The 14,228-nt window shown below is 56.0% G+C and carries 13 protein-coding genes; 2 read left to right on the forward strand and 11 right to left on the reverse strand.

All coding sequences use genetic code 11. The annotated features are described in order from the left end of the window. Nucleotide 1 precedes the first annotated feature (1 nt). The 11 genes from HNR64_RS06225 to HNR64_RS06275 all read right to left on the reverse strand — a co-directional run bounded on the left by HNR64_RS06225 (nt 2) and on the right by HNR64_RS06275 (nt 11,511). Nucleotides 2-1,144 carry a thiolase C-terminal domain-containing protein gene (locus tag HNR64_RS06225; protein WP_338061819.1) on the reverse strand — a complete coding sequence of 381 codons (1,143 nt, stop codon included), beginning with the start codon at nt 1,142-1,144 and terminating at the stop codon, nt 2-4. After that, entirely contained in the window at nt 1,137-2,063 is a 927-nt protein-coding gene (locus HNR64_RS06230) for an SDR family NAD(P)-dependent oxidoreductase (RefSeq protein ID WP_204995663.1), read from the reverse strand. The genes HNR64_RS06225 and HNR64_RS06230 overlap by 8 nt, the downstream gene beginning before the upstream one ends. A 28-nt stretch (nt 2,064-2,091) precedes the next feature. After that, the gene (locus HNR64_RS06235) at nt 2,092-5,652 is read right to left on the reverse strand and encodes an indolepyruvate ferredoxin oxidoreductase family protein (protein WP_204995664.1); all 3,561 of its coding nucleotides are present in this window, start codon (nt 5,650-5,652) and stop codon (nt 2,092-2,094) included. A 37-nt stretch (nt 5,653-5,689) separates the two neighbouring features. Further along, nucleotides 5,690-6,649: a VOC family protein gene (locus HNR64_RS06240; RefSeq protein WP_204995665.1), complete on the reverse strand. Its 960-nt coding sequence runs from the start codon at nt 6,647-6,649 to the stop codon at nt 5,690-5,692. Nucleotide 6,650: 1 nt separating this feature from the next. Further along, entirely contained in the window at nt 6,651-7,109 is a 459-nt protein-coding gene (locus HNR64_RS06245) for a Zn-ribbon domain-containing OB-fold protein (protein ID WP_204995666.1), read from the reverse strand. Nucleotides 7,110-7,145: 36 nt separating this feature from the next. Beyond that, a complete protein-coding gene (locus tag HNR64_RS06250) occupies nt 7,146-7,613 on the reverse strand; it encodes a MaoC family dehydratase (protein WP_204995667.1) in 468 nt (155 codons plus the stop codon). A 32-nt stretch (nt 7,614-7,645) separates the two neighbouring features. Further along, entirely contained in the window at nt 7,646-8,386 is a 741-nt protein-coding gene (locus HNR64_RS06255) for an enoyl-CoA hydratase/isomerase family protein (RefSeq protein ID WP_204995668.1), read from the reverse strand. Nucleotides 8,387-8,409: 23 nt separating this feature from the next. After that, nucleotides 8,410-9,198 carry an enoyl-CoA hydratase/isomerase family protein gene (locus tag HNR64_RS06260; RefSeq protein ID WP_204995669.1) on the reverse strand — a complete coding sequence of 263 codons (789 nt, stop codon included), beginning with the start codon at nt 9,196-9,198 and terminating at the stop codon, nt 8,410-8,412. Next, on the reverse strand, nt 9,195-10,385 hold the full coding sequence (locus HNR64_RS06265) for an acyl-CoA dehydrogenase family protein (RefSeq protein ID WP_204995670.1): 1,191 nt from the start codon (nt 10,383-10,385) through the stop codon (nt 9,195-9,197). The genes HNR64_RS06260 and HNR64_RS06265 overlap by 4 nt, the downstream gene beginning before the upstream one ends. A 104-nt stretch (nt 10,386-10,489) precedes the next feature. After that, complete coding sequence (locus HNR64_RS06270; protein ID WP_204995671.1) at nt 10,490-10,987, reverse strand: MaoC/PaaZ C-terminal domain-containing protein; 498 nt, start codon at nt 10,985-10,987, stop codon at nt 10,490-10,492. After that, nucleotides 10,984-11,511 (reverse strand): hypothetical protein, encoded by a 528-nt coding sequence (locus tag HNR64_RS06275; protein WP_204995672.1) that lies wholly within the window; start codon nt 11,509-11,511, stop codon nt 10,984-10,986. The genes HNR64_RS06270 and HNR64_RS06275 overlap by 4 nt, the downstream gene beginning before the upstream one ends. Nucleotides 11,512-11,758: 247 nt before the next feature. Here HNR64_RS06275 and HNR64_RS06280 point away from each other — a divergent pair, with 247 nt between their 5' ends. Together HNR64_RS06280 and HNR64_RS06285 are read left to right on the forward strand one after the other, a co-directional pair. Next, nucleotides 11,759-13,384: a class I adenylate-forming enzyme family protein gene (locus HNR64_RS06280; protein ID WP_204995673.1), complete on the forward strand. Its 1,626-nt coding sequence runs from the start codon at nt 11,759-11,761 to the stop codon at nt 13,382-13,384. Nucleotides 13,385-13,427: 43 nt separating this feature from the next. Further along, nucleotides 13,428-14,222, forward strand: coding sequence for an enoyl-CoA hydratase/isomerase family protein (locus tag HNR64_RS06285; protein ID WP_204995674.1), 795 nt, complete (start codon nt 13,428-13,430; stop codon nt 14,220-14,222). Nucleotides 14,223-14,228: the final 6 nt, after the last annotated feature.

The raw sequence follows: 14,228 nt of genomic DNA on the forward strand, positions 1-14,228 counted from the left end.
GCTAGCGGCGCAACACCACCGCCCCATTGGGTGTGCTGTCGCAGGTTGCCACCAGACAGCTGTCGGCAGCGGCGACCTGGTTAGCCGCCTCGCCGCGCAGCTGCCGAACCGCTTCCGTCAACAGATTCATGCCATGAAGATACACTTCTGAGAGGCTGCCGCCGGAGGTATTAACGGGAAGCCTGCCCTGCTGTGACATGCCGCCGTCGGCGATAAAGTCGGCCGCTTCTCCCCGCCCGCAAAAGCCATAGGCCTCCAGGCAGTAGAGGATCATCGGCGAAAAGGCATCATAGATTTGCGCCAGCTTGATATCCGAGGGTTGAATATCCGATTGCCGCCACAGGTTGGCCGCCGTCGTCCAGGAAGAACTCTGCAGCGGGTTGTGACCGTGATAGTCGGTCATCAATTGATGCTGTGGTGACATGCCCTGCGAAAAGGCATGCAGGTACACCGGTTGCTGGTGGCGGTCTACATCCGTGCTTCGTACCAGCACCAGTGCGATGGCGCCATCGCTCTCCAGGCAGTTGTCGTAGAGACACAGCGGATCAGAAATCATTCGCCCTGACAGGTAGTCGTCCAATGACAGGGTTTTGTCGGCCATGATCGCCTTCGGGTTGTTGTTGGCGTAGGCGCGCTGACTCAGTGCAACCGTCGCCAGTTGTTCCCGCGTCACATTGAACTCATGCATATAGCGCCGCATCGTCACCGCCACTTCATCCACCGGGCGCAGCAAGCCGTGGGGACGCGACCACTTCCAGTGATCCGCAATCCGCGGCTGTACCCCGGCCCACTGGCGCTTGCTCGGGTCGCCCCGTTTGCGTGAGCGCCACACCACCCCGACGTTGGCGACACCGCAGGCCACAGCCATCGCCACCTGCCCCAACACACCACAGGCCGCACCGCCACCGTGGGCCACCTGATTAAAAAAGTGTACGTCGCCAAAACCCAGGCTGCGGGCGATGTCGAATTCGGGTGTAGTTTCCTGATTGAAACAGCCCATCGCATCGACCTCGGAGGGATCGATGCCGGCATCGTCCAGCGCGGCCTTGATCGCCTGGCAGGCCAGCGCCCACTCGGTATCCTCCAGCCGTTTGGCAAACCGGGTTTCGCCGATACCGACGATAGCCGTTTGATCTTTAAGCACCGCCAACCTCCTCGGCATGCGCTGCAACCGTCTGCGAGGGTGCCGCTACGCCGTCGTGAAACGGATAGGGCTTAGCCAGCATGCCCAGCGCGCCAAACTCAGCGCGCAACTGTGGCAACAGCAAGCGGTCGATCGCCTCGACATCCCAGCCCTCTGTACGAATCAGTGTTTTGCCATAGTGGGGCTGAACCTGATGTGCGATACGCTCACCGCCGCAGCCAAAGATCTGGCCGCTGACCGCTGCGGCCCGATCGCTGGCGAGCCATGCGACTAGCGGCCCATTGAGTTCCGGGTCGATAAAAGGCAGCGCTACTTCGTTGCCCGCAGCGTCGCGATAGGTATCCGACATACGGGTTGTGCCAGTCGGGCCAATGGCGTTAACGCGAATGCCATAACGCGCCAGCTCCAACGCCCAGGTATAGGTCATTGAGGCGAGCGCTCCCTTTGCGGCTGCATAATTGCTCTGCCCAAAACTGCCAAAATGAGCACCGGAAGTGGTATTGATAATGGCGCCGCCCTGCCCCTGGTGACGCATCGCGGTGGCCGCCGCCTGAGCACACCAGAAGCTGCCCTTGACGTGCACCAACCAAACGGCGTCGAACTCTTCGTCGGTCATTTTCAGGAAGCTGCGGTCGCGAAGATTGCCGGCGTTGTTCACCAGCACATCCAGCCTGCCAAACTGCTTAAAGCTGGCATCAATCAGTTCTTTGGCCCCCTCCCGGCTAGCGATGTTAGCGGTACTGAGCGCCGCCCGACCGCCGGCGGCGACGATGTCCTTCACCACCCGCTTGGCCTGATCGCCGTCGATATCGTTGACGATTACCGCAGCACCGGCCTTCGCCAAGTGCAGGCAGTGGCCGCGACCGATACCACGGCCGGCTCCGGTTACCACGGCAACCTTGTGGTCGAGTATTTTCACAGAGTGCTCCTTTGCTTCAACGGGATCATCAGTCGATGTTCTCCACAATATTGTGCCCCGCAGCGATTCTAGGTTCAGTCGCTGACAGTTCGTGGTATTGCGCCAGCAACCGCCGCTGCTGCGCATTCGCCTGTTCAATACTGGCTTCTTTCACCGTGTCATAACCGCGGATTTTTTCCGGTAAGGCTGCAATGGCAACGGCGACGCTATAGTTGTGCGGTGCCAATGTAGGCAACAGGCTGCGCAGGGTATCGGCATAATCGGCGGCCAGCCGACGTTCCAACCGGCGATGTTTGGCATAACCGAAGGGGTCGAACACGCTGCCACGCAGAAAGCGCAACCCGGCCAAGCAGCGAAAAACCGGCAATATCCAACTGCCGAACACCCGCTTCGGATAGCGGCCGGTATGCGGATCGCGACCAGACAATACCGGCGGCGCCAGATGAAAAGCGAGTTTGAAATCGCCCTCGAATGTTTCTGCCAGCGCCTGCTGTAACTCGCTGGAGCTGTGCAGTCGCGCCACTTCGTATTCGTCTTTATAGGCCAGTAGTTTGAAATAGTTGCTCGCCACAGCCTCAGATAACCTCGACCCCTCGGAGCCCAACTTGCGGTCAGCGGCCTGCACTTCCTCCATCAGTTGCCGATAGCGATCGGCGTAGGCGCGGTTCTGGTAAGCAATCAGTTCCTGGTAGCGGTGTTCAAGTGCTTCATCAAAAGCGGCACGCGGATCAAATACCGCCACCGCTTGCGGCTCGACTGCGTCGGGCGAAGCAGCCTTTTCCACCTCAGATAAATCGACGGCGGCTAGCCGCCCCCAAGCCAGGCTAGCCTTGTTCATCGAGACGGCAACGCCATTGAGCTCAATGGCACGCTCAATCGCGGCAAGCCCAACTGGTAACCAGCCTTTTTGCAGCGCAAAGCCCACAAGAAACATATTAGTGGCAACTTCATTACCCATCAGAGCTGTAGCGAGGGAAGCGGCGGCGACAAACTGCGCTTGACGGTCATCGGTCACGTCAGTAATCGACGCGATCATTCCGTCAGCCGACAGATCTAGATCTGGGTTACTCGCAAAGTCGGAGGTAGGTGCGACACAGCGGTTTATCACGGCGCGAGTCTGTCCTGGCCTCATCTTCTGCAAAACATCTTTACCTGCGGCAACGACGATGTCACAGCCGATCACTAAATCCGCCGTAGTAATACGAGTAGCGTGAATCGAAGACTGATCTTCGGCTACGCGGATATGACTGGTTACCGGACCGTTTCGCTGGGCCAGGCCAGCCACATCCAGTACGGAACAACCACGCCCTTCCAAAAATGCCGCCATGCCGATCAACGCGCCGAGCGTTACAACACCAGACCCGCCGATACCGGTGATAAGAACGCTGTAAGGGACGCGGCTATCCATACGCTCCGGCTGAGGCAGCGCTGACACACGCTGTAAAATATCAACACCAGCAACACCCCGACCGTTGGTAACGCCCCGCTTTCTGAGTTTACCGCCAAACACGGAGATAAAACTCGGGCAATAACCCTTAACGCAGGAGAAATCCTTATTACAAACAGATTGATTGATACGCCGTTTACGACCATAAGGGGTATCTTCTGGTTCGATGGCTATACAATTAGATTGCACGCTGCAATCGCCACAGCCTTCACAGACCCGAGAGTTAATAAAAATACGCTGGTCTGGGTCTTCAGCGCTACCACGCTTGCGCCGGCGTCGCAGTTCGGTGGCACAGTACTGGTCGTAAATAATCGCGGTCACACCCTTGTAATCACGCAGGGATTTTTGAACCCGATCAAGCTCATCGCGGTGATGAAGGGTCACGTTGTCTGCAAAGCCCGAATCATGGGAACGATACTGACTGGGGTCATTCGCGACCAATGCGATACGGCGCACACCCTCGGCCTCCAATTGCCGACTCAGCACGTCCACACGCATTTGCCCCTCAATCTGTTGCCCCCCGGTCATCGCGATTGCGTCATTGACCAGAATTTTGTAGGTGATGTTAACCTTCGCAGCGACCGCCGCACGAATAGCTAGTAAGCCCGAGTGATAATATGTGCCATCGCCAATATTCTGGAATAGATGTTCTCGCTCGGTGAACGGCGCCATGCCTATCCAAGAGGCTCCCTCTCCCCCCATCTGAAATAAGGTGGGAGTATTACGTTCCGGCAAAAACGTCGCCATACCATGACAACCAATACCGCCGAAGGCCATACTTCCCTCTGGAACTTTGGTAGAGGTGTTATGAGGACAGCCGGCACAAAAGCTAGGCAGGCGATTCAGACTCTGTCCGACCATGGCACCCGTTTGATCTGTGACCACCGACAGGTCGAACTGTTTTTCACAACCGGGAATCAATCGTTGCAAACGAGCGGCTATAATCTGTGACAGGCCCTGTGGATTAAGCTCGCCGGTACTGCTAACTAGTGGTTTTCCGGCTTCATCAACCTTGCCGGTCAGCAACGGTCGGTTGTGCTGATTCACCAGCAAACTGGCCAGCTGCTCTTCGATTACCGGGCGCTTTTCTTCTATAACCAATACTTCGTCGTAACATCCGACAAACTCGCTGATATTGACCGGTTCTAGCGGCCACGGCATTGCAACTTTATAGATGCCAATTCCCAACTGGCTGCAAGCACTCAGATCAAGGCCTAAGCCGTCAAGCGCCTGCATGACATCTAGGTACGCCTTACCAGTGGTTACAATACCGAGCTTTCCTTGCTCACAAGCGACCACTGTTTTGTCCAGAGCATTGGCTCGAACGAAGGCCTGTGCAGCGGGCAGTCGATGTTGATACTGGCGCACTTCGGAAGCCTGGGCAGTAAGCCCCTCGCGGGCATTAAGACCACCCTCGGGCATGACGAAGTCACTGGGAATCACAGCCTTGAAGCGATTGGGGCTAACATCAACCGAAGATGAACTTTCTACAGTATCAGTGACACATTTCATCCCGACCCAACAGCCTGAAAAACGCGATAATGCAAAACCCGCCAAGCCAAAGTCGAGATATTCCTGCACGTTAGCCGGGTTGAGGTAAGGCATGCCGAAGTGAACAAAAGCGTGATCACTCTGATGGGCCGTCGTGGAAGATTTGGCGCCGTGGTCATCACCAGCCAGCACTAGCGTTCCACCAAAACGGCTAGCGCCACTGTAGCTGCCGTGCTTGAGCGCATCACCAGAACGATCGACACCCGGCCCTTTGCCATACCAGAGTGAAAACACTCCGTCGTACCGGGCCTCACCGACGATATCGAGTTGCTGCGAACCCCATACCGCGGTAGCGCCGAGATCTTCGTTTATACCCGGTTGAAAGTGTATATGGTTAGCAGCCAGATGATCTGAGGCTTGCTTCAACGCCGTGTCGTAACCTCCCAGCGGCGACCCGGTGTAACCGGAAATGAAGCCTGCGGTATTAAGCCCCTGGGCCTCATCAAGCTGGCGCTGCATCAGCGGCAACCGAACCAGTGCCTGTGAGCCATTCAGGTAGACTCTTCCCTGCGTGCGTTGGTATCGATCTTCCAGAGCGTAAGTAGTCAGATCGCCGTCGCCATCCTGATCGGTAATAGTATGTGAGCTCATTGAGGTACCTGCTTCTGATAGTGGCGGAATCGTTGACTCACTCATTGCGCAGCGAATCACTGGAGGCCATAACTGCCTCAACCAACCCGTGATGCCCCCAGACATCGCCCTCACAGAACTCGTTCACCGTCCAGCTGTCGTCAATTAGCAAGCACCCGCAGCCGATTTCCACATCGAAGCCCGAGGGACTGTTCATATAGAACGACAACATGCCATCATTACGGTGGCGGCCTAAGCTACTGCTAACCTTGACCTCTTGCTGCATGGCCCGATCAAGCGCCTTGCCCACATCATCAATGTCTCGCATTTCGAACATCAGATGTTGCAGACCGCTGACATTTTTCATCCCGATAAGTGCTAGGCTATGATGGCGTTCATTACATCGAAGAAATTTCAACGCTGACTCCGGCCCCATACGGATATAGTCCGACAGTTTGAAACCGAGCACGCGTGTGTAAAAATCGAAATTGCTTTCCAGGTCATCGACAAACAGATTCAGGTGGCCAATGCCGAGGTGGCCGGCAACAAATTGCTGGCCGTGGCAGGGCGAGGTGAAGTTGTAATCTTTGGTCGGCCCGTAAAACAACTCCAGACTGTTACCCGCAGGATCCTGCAGGTAGGCAATCGCCGACACCGCGCGGGAGCGAGCTTCTTCGTCACTGCCTCTGCGCACATTAATGCCCTGGGCATCAAGTTCGGCGACAGCGCCTTCCAACGCCAATTTGTCTTCCAGCTCTAGACCAAGATAAAGCAGGCCGCGCTTATCATCAGCAGGGTGAACGGCCACACGCCATTGCCAATCATCCATTTTCAGAAACACCGATCCGTCCGGTGCAATACCACTCCTGTTATCGATATGGTTTGACTGCGGTTCTCCCCAACCTTCACCGGGTATCGCTCGCGACGGCATCATACCGACCACATCAACGCCGTACCTCAACCAGGACTTAGGCTCAACTGCAGCAATACCGATATATCCAACGGATTTAATCTTCATTCTATTCTCCTTGACGACCTGACGGTTCCAATACCCAACACGGCAGGGCAACATCATCAGCGAGTCGTTTAAATTCAATACTAACGGCCTGACCAATGCTGAGCTGATCAGCACGAACACCTTGGATGTCACCCCCAGGTGCCAGCAGCAATGGACCAACCACTCGCAAGTCTTCATGCTCATCTAGACTGACAACGGCAGTTACATATGGCGTCAAAGCCTCAAAGGCTGGAAGTAACGGCGAAGCCGGTGTGGCGAAGGACCAGACCTTGCCGCGCCCCGACATAACTTGCCACCCGCTGTCAGAGCTTTGACATTTCGGGCACATCGGACGCGGCGGAAATCGCAGCAGACGACAGCCGCTGCAGCGCTGAACCACCAATTGCGACTGCAGGGCCGACGCCCAGAAGCCATGATCCACAGGATCATTTGTCACTGGTAGGGGAAGGTCATTTATCATCTCGTAATACCTGTACAGAAAATTAGGCTGCAATAATCAGGCGCGATACAGCAGTTTCCAATCGAATGCGAGCGCAGGTCGGCCTTTGCCCACTTCATGAATAGCCACTCCCACAGTAAGCATTACACCGCCCTTTGCGTGTTCGACTTCACGTAAGCGGGTGTGGCCATGCAAGCTGGCACCAGCTGGCACTGGGCTGATAAAACGCACATTCTCCAGCCCGTAGTTTAGGGCGTTGCCGTGGCCGACGATCTGATAGTTGGTGGTGTTTTTAATCAGCGTGGACATGCCCAACACCAGAAAACCGTGGGCGATGGTGCTACCAAACGGACTGTCCCGGGTGGCGCGATCGACATCGACATGAATCCACTGGTGATCACCAGTCATCTCGGCGAAGAGATCGATCATGCGCTGGTCAATTGACACCGGCTTACTCCAGGGCCCAAACTCATCGGAGCGCATTGCGCGCAGGGTATCGACATCATCAAATCGAACGTCTTGCATAGTTCTGTCCTTACAATGGCCGTGGCGGGCCGTTAATGACTGCTTGCGGAAAAATACGCAGTAAATTCCCGGCTGGCTTGTTGTTCTCGCTCCATACACTCAACCAGTGAAGAGCCGAAACTGTCGCGCAAAAGCTGCTTGGACTGGCTGACGATACTGCCCGGGGCGGCGCTGATACTGCGCGCCATAGCGATCGCGGTGTCCAATAGTTGTGCGGCAGGCACAATCTGTTGCACCAGCCCCAGTTTTTGCGCGGTATCAGCGCTTAAGCAGCGGCTGTTTAACAACACATCATCTGCGCTGCCGGCACCAATCAAACGGGGCAGAAAATAACTGCTGCCAAAACCGGGCACGACACCGAGGCGCACGAAGGGAAAGTCAAACCGCGCTTGGTCAGAGGCTATTCGCAAATCGAAGGGCAGCGTCATGGTGGCACCGACCCCTGAGGCGACTCCGTTCACCGCCGCGATCATCAGTTTCGGCGACGAGGCGATCTCGGCGGCAAAACCGCTGATAAAATGTTCTTCGCCTAGCCGCTTGCCGCAGTTCGCCACCTTCCCTTGCAGAAAGTCCCGATCGGCTCCCGCACAGAACCCTCGCCCCTCCCCCGTCAGCACCAGCGCCCTGACGTCTGACTGCTCGACACCACGGCGGTAGGCATGAACAACTTCTTCGCCCATATCCGGTGTGTAGGCGTTTAACTTTTCCGGTCGCGACAGCTTGATCACAGCGACGCCACGATCAACCACGTAGGTAATATTCTGATAATCCATAACAACACTCCGATTCCATTCGTTTAATCTGGTCGATACGGCTGCCAGACCGGGGGCCGACCGTCCTGAAAAGCACGCAGGCCTTCTGCAAAATCAGGGCTTTGGTTATGGGCAATGATCTGCTCCCAAGCGAAATCCACCGCCGCATCTAGGGGCTGCTGCTTTGCGGCCCAGATCGCTTTCTTGGTGCGTGCCATGGCGCTGGGGCAGTTCCCGACCATCTGCCGAGCCAGCTGCAGTGCTCGCGCCATTAACTGATCCGCGGCAACCACTTCACCGACCAGACCACACTGCAGGGCCCGTTCAGCACTGACACGCTCGGCAGATCCAAGCAATGCCATTCGCAGCACCGCTTCGATCGGCATGCGCCGTGCCAATCCCACCGGTTCAACACCCGACACCAGACCAACACTGACGTGGCTGTCAAAAAAAATTGCCGTGTTTGCGGCGATAACAATGTCGCTGTCGGCGATAAAGTGCAGACCACCGCCGACCACCACACCGTTGACGGCACAGATCACCGGCTTCCAGACATTGTTCTGCAAAGCAGTCCAGCCGCATGATTGTTTGGCGGCTCCGGCCGATGACAGATCAATATCCGGTAAATCGCTAATATCAGCACCGCTGCAGAATGCCTTGCCCTGACCGGTCAGCACCGCCACTACGGCATCGGGGTCCTGATTAAAATGCTGCCAGACCTCTGGCAACTCACGACTCATCTGCGAATTAATCGCATTTTTCCGCGACGGGCGATTCAATGTGATAACGGCGACACCACGGTCGAGCTTATAGTCGATTGTTTCGGTGTTCATGCGAGGGCCGCCTTTAACCGCGACACTCGGTGCTGCATTGCGAGTGACTGTGCACCGGGAAACAACTGCTCTGCGATGCGCCGCTCTAATTCCGCTGGTTCTCCGTTGAGCAGCTGCAATTGCTTGGCGCGGCGAAAGAACAACTGCGGATCGGCCTCGAGGGTGTAACCGATGCCGCCATGAATCTGAATTGCCAGCGCTGCCGCCCGACGAAAGGTTTCGCAGGCCTGCAGTTTTGCCATCATTGCCAGCTTGCTGAAGGGCCTGCCCCGATCTTTCATCCACGCTGCCTGATGTACCAGCGTGCGAGCCCCATCGATAGCGACGACGATGTCCGCTAGGTAGTGGGCGATCGACTGGAAGCCACCGATAGGTCTGCCAAAGGCTTTGCGATAGTTCGCATATTCATTGCTGATTTCATGAATACGCTCGGCGGCACCAACGGCATAGGCCGCCAGCGGCAACAGCGCTACATCGTTAACGTATTGCCATTGCGACCAACAACAGGCGTCTTGCTCCCCGGCTCCGAGTCGGTGTTGTTCAGCAACAAACAGTTGATCGAAGTCGCAGCGATATAGAGCGTCTTTAGCGTGGTTGTGTTGATAGCTCAGTGTTGCGTTTTCTTGTAACTGTTCACTGCTAACCAAGAATGTCAGTCGCTTGTCCTGATCGCCTCTGGCCAGCACAAGCACCGCATCAGCCTGGCGAGCATAGGGCACCAAGTGTTTACAGCCTGTGATGGTGTATCCACCATCGACGCGCTTGGCCTGCAGGGAAATGCTGTTCTTCTGTGTGCCTCGGCCGGGCTCTGACAGGGCCACCGTTAGCAGACGCTCTCCGCTGGCAATACCGGTCAGCCACTGTTGCTTCTGTGCCGCACTCCCCTGTATAGCCAACAACCCGCCAGCCAGCATTGAGCTGCAATGGTGGGGGGAAACGGCCAGTGCGCGGCCAAACTGCTCGTAGACGACAACCGTTTCCAGCAGACCAAGGCCAAGACCGCCATCGTCGGAGTCGATATTGAGCCCTGTAATACCCAATTCGCCAAGCGACGACCAGAACGCCTCACAATACCCGGGCTCAGTGCCTTCGAGCTCGCGCAGCCTAGTCAGCGGCAGGGTTTGTTCACACACCTTGTTCACCATGTCGCCCAGCATTATCTGTTCTTCTGAAAAACCAAGATCCATAATCGGCCTCTGGCCGCGGCTCACCGCGGAATGTTTATAAAATTGATCAACAAAAAAATACTAATATGAGCCCAAGCTCACCTAAAACTCGCTTTGCCGCACCATCAGCCCATAGCCTGATCGCCCTGGGCCAATAGCAGATCCGCCCACGCGTTATCGGTAAAAGACCAGGGGGAATTTTCTGCGGCAATGACAACCTGTACCGCCGACTCCGTAACGACCTCGGCAGCGACACTGATCGTTATCGCTAGGTCAAACCAGATACAGCCAGCTTGTTCAGTCAGTCCTTTCACCCGACCACGAAACACCATCTTGCCACCAGGGCAAATCGGCTTTTTCATGGCAAAGCGCAAACGCGAAACCCTTGCTTCGCTGCCGGCCCAGTCGCTTACATAGCGACTTAGCCAACCCGCCTGGGTGTAGTTATTCATAATGATGTCGGGAAGACCGGCCTGCGATCGGGCATAGTCGCGGTCGTGATGGATCGGCTGCCAATCTCGGGAGCCGGTAGCCCCCATGATGATGGTTTTCGCGGTGACCTCGACTTGCAGTTCCGGCAAACGGTCGCCAACCCGAACAGCAGACATTGACTTGATTGTCATAGCGACGCCTCCTTGCGATAGCTAACGAATTTCAGCGTCTGGATGCCCGCCAGCTGGTTATCGCGATGATAGTAGTGAACAGCAATGGTCCAGCGCCGGCCCGGTCCCATCCGGGTCTGGTATTGTTCGCCAATCTCGACCAGCACCTGTTCTGCGCGCAGCGAGTCGCCACTGCGAACCGGCCTAAAAAATAACAATTCGACATCGACCACCACGCCAAACGGCAACTCGAGTTCATCTTTCAAAAGGAAATGCAGTTCGAGTGTTCGCTTTCTGTCTCGCCCCGGATCAGGGTGCCAGTCGTGATCAACTACCCAGGACGGCAACATCGCCGGCGGTGCAATCGGCCCCGCTTCGCTGCCGGGTACTGCATCCCAATAGGCCTGATTACGATCTTCAACGGCAACACAGTAGTTCAACCACAGGCCCTGCTCTGCAACCAGAACAGGATCCATACAAATCACAGGCTTACCTACCCAACTGGCGACCTGTTCCGGTAAGGGCGGTGACGAATCGCAATCCACGTTGTACTCCTCCAATAACTGTACGCTGTGCCACGGCCTAATATTCTTTGTGGCGGCCTCGAAAAGTACGCGGTTGGGCTATTCAGTTTTAACTCGCTTTTTACCTGCATTCTTTCAATTACGATCGATGCAGCGAGTGATTCAAAGCGAGTTCAAGGTGAGCAGAAACTCATATTAAGCTGCCGGAAATTAAAAATCGGCAGGCGGCCCATAATCCGTCACACCACACAATTCAGAACACGCCGCTATGGATGAATCACTACAACAATCGATCTGGCTATCTGACCGGAATCTCTCTAATCCAGTGGGTCAGGCATTGGGCCAACTCCTCACAGAGAGAGCCAAACGCTACGAACAGCGCGAGGCTGTGGTCTATGCCTGTCACACAGAAGTTGACAATGTTCGCTGGAGTTTTCGCGAGCTGGACGAGATGAGTACCGCGATCGCCAGCGCCCTTTTGCAACAGGGTTATGCGCCCGGTGATCGCGTCGCTCTCTGGGCAGCGAACTGCCCCGAGTGGATTCTGCTGGAATATGCGCTCGCCAAAGCCGGTCTGGTAATCGTTGCTCTCAACCCCTTGTATAAAAGTGCAGAGCTGGCCTTCGCCCTGGCTACCGCCCGAGTCAAAGGCATCTTTCATGCCGATGAGATCGGCGGTCAGTCACTGGCACAGATTATCGATGAGGTACGCAGCTCGTTGCCGACACTGCAATTCATCCACCCTATCAGCCGCGACATTACCCGGCTGCTTAAGCGGGCCAGTGCGCACCAGCCGCTGCCAACAGTCGACCCCGACAGCTGCCTGATGATCCAGTACACCTCGGGCACCACTGGAGAACCCAAAGCGGCTCAGCTGTCACATGCCGGCATCGCCACTATGGCGAGAAACTCTTACCAGGCCTGGGGCTTCGGTGAAGGCGACCGGGTCTGTCACGGCTTTCCGCTTTACCACGTCGGCGGCTCCGGCAATTCAACGCCCGGCGCGGCGCTGATCGGGGCAACCACCCTGCCGCTGTATATCTTCAAGGCACGCCGTACCCTCGACATCCTCGAACAGGAACGCTGCAGCGGATTTATCGGTGTGCCCTCCATGCTGACAGCGATGCTGGAAGATGACAGTTTTTCGGGGCGGGATTTATCGGCGTTGAAATACATTGTCGCAGGAGGAGCCTGTGTCCCGGCTGGCCTGATTCGCCAGTGTGAGGATGCCTTTGGCGTCGACATCATCAACGGCTATGGTCAAACCGAGACCAGTGGTGTCAGCTGCAGTACCGTCGCCGGCGACAGCCCCGACATAAAATCGACTACCAGCGGCAAGCCCCTGCCCGGCGTCAGTCTCAAAGTGATCGACAAGAGCGGAGCCATTACCGCGATCGATCAGCCCGGAGAACTGTGTTATCGCGGTCCCGGCAATATGCTGGGCTACCTCAATCACCCCAACCCCGAAGCGGTTGTTGACTCAGACGGCTGGGTTCATTCCGGTGACCTTGCTGAAATGAACACGACAGGCTTCATCCGTATCGTCGGCCGTGTAAAGGAAATGATTATCCGCGGCGGCGAAAATCTCTCACCATCTGAGATAGAAGCCTTTTTGTGCCAACACCCCGATGTCGTAGAAGCAGCGGTAATCGGTCTACCTGACTCAAAATATGGTGAGGAAGTCTGCGCTGTACTCGTCGGCAGCCATGACCAGACCGCCTCGCCCGAGCAAATCCGGCGCTGGTGTGCCGATAAGCTGTCACGCTGGAAAGTCCCGCGCTACATAAGCTACATCGACGCACTGCCTAAAACCTCATCGGGAAAAATTCAGAAATTCAAACTCAAGCAGGCGATGATCGCCAAATTTAATCTAGAGGATCATGTGACGGCATAGTGGCCCCCGGCTTTCTATCGCAACAACAACACGGAGAAACACCATGAATTACGACCATTACCAGGCTCTAAAAATTCAGCGAGAGAACCGCATACTGACCATCACGATTGACAGGCCGGAAGCCAAAAACGCGGTGAACGCGGCTCTGCACGGCGAATTTTCGCGCATTTTTTACGACATCGATCGAGATGAAGAAACTGACGTTGTCGTTATCACAGGCACCAGCGAGGCCTTTAGCGCTGGCGGCGATCTCGACTGGCTCATCGAAATTCAGGGCGATCCCGCAGCCACCGCTGAGGCGATTGTCAACGACCGAAAGATTCAAAACTCGCTGCTCGATCTTGAAAAGCCGGTGATCGCCAAAGTCCGTGGCCCAGCCATTGGGTTGGGCTGCACCCTGGCGCTGTTTTGCGACTTTATCTATGCAACAGCGGATGCCAAGTTTGCCGACCCGCATGTATCAGTAGGCCTGGTGGCCGGAGACGGCGGCGCGGTTATCTGGCCACAACTCATCGGTTACGCCCGGGCCAAACGCTACCTGCTCACCGGCGATTTCATCGACGGGAAAACCGCCGAACTGTACGGCCTGATTACTGAGACGGTCGCAGACGATGAACTCGACGCAGCGGTAGATGCGATGGCAAACCGAATGGCCAACGGCGCCCCGTTCGCGATTAAGTGGACCAAAAGTTCCATTAATGCCGGCCTCAAGCAAGTCGCCAATGCCATCATTGACCGCGCCGCAGCGTTCGAAAATATGACGATGATGACCGAGGATCATAAAACTGCGCTGATGGCCTTCAAAGACCGTATAAAACCTCAGTTCCATGGCCGCTAGACCTAA

The sequence above is a fragment of the Spongiibacter marinus genome (assembly GCF_016906995.1).
Lineage (GTDB): Bacteria > Pseudomonadota > Gammaproteobacteria > Pseudomonadales > Spongiibacteraceae > Spongiibacter > Spongiibacter marinus.